Raw genomic sequence first — 771 nt, 5'->3', positions numbered from 1 at the left:
GGCGGAAGCCACCGGCGACCGCATCCGCGCGCGGGCCGGCATCGACGTGACGCCGTTCGGCAAGGTGCCGTTCACCCACCTGCTGATCGATGGGGACCGGATCAACCCGCGCCTGTTCAGCCCCACGGCGCCGCAGGCCAACCTGACCGTGCATGCCGAGCTGCGCCCCGTGGAAGCGGTGGCACCGCCGCCGCAGATCGCCCAGCCGGCGCCGGGGCAGTCCACGGCGAGTGCGGTGGCGGCGGCTTCGGCGGCATCGGCCTCCGCGCCGGTGCCACAGCCGGCGCCGCGCACGCGCAACCCGCTGGCCGTGGCTGGCGAGGTCACCGTGCGCAACCTCGAGCCCGGCCCCCTCGACAAGGAACGGCTGCCGGTGCACAGCGTGCGGGCGCGCGTGGAGRTCAGCGAGATGGCCCAGACGCTGCGCGACCTGCGCATCGCGCTGCCGGGCAAGGCCGAGATCGTCGGGCAGGGTGCGCTGCACGACGGACGCGGCGGCTTCGACCTCGACGTGCACCGGCTCAACGCGGCCGATCTGTATACAACGCTGGTGCCGACCAATCTCTCCGGGCCGGTGATCCTGCGGCTGGAGCCGGGCCGCCAGAGCGTGGCGCTGGACCTGGCCGGCGGCGAACTGAAGCTGTTCGCCGATGCGCGCGTGGACGAAGACGCCGTGACGCTGTCCGCGCTGCGCGCCGGGCTGGGCGCCGGCACGCTGACCGCCGAGGGCAAGCTCGGCCTCAAGGACACCCAGCCGTTCAGCTTCAAGGG

General features: G+C 73.9%; 1 protein-coding gene. It reads left to right on the top strand.

The features are described 5' to 3' along the window. Positions 1-46: 46 nt before the first annotated feature. Positions 47-771 (top strand): hypothetical protein (locus AC1DMY_RS20870; RefSeq protein WP_477166755.1); only part of this gene is annotated, 725 nt, incomplete at its 3' end.

The organism is Dyella sp. 01L423 (assembly GCF_056399945.1).
The sequence above is the reverse complement of the archived record's forward strand: the minus strand, read 5'-3'. Positions and strand labels throughout refer to the sequence as shown.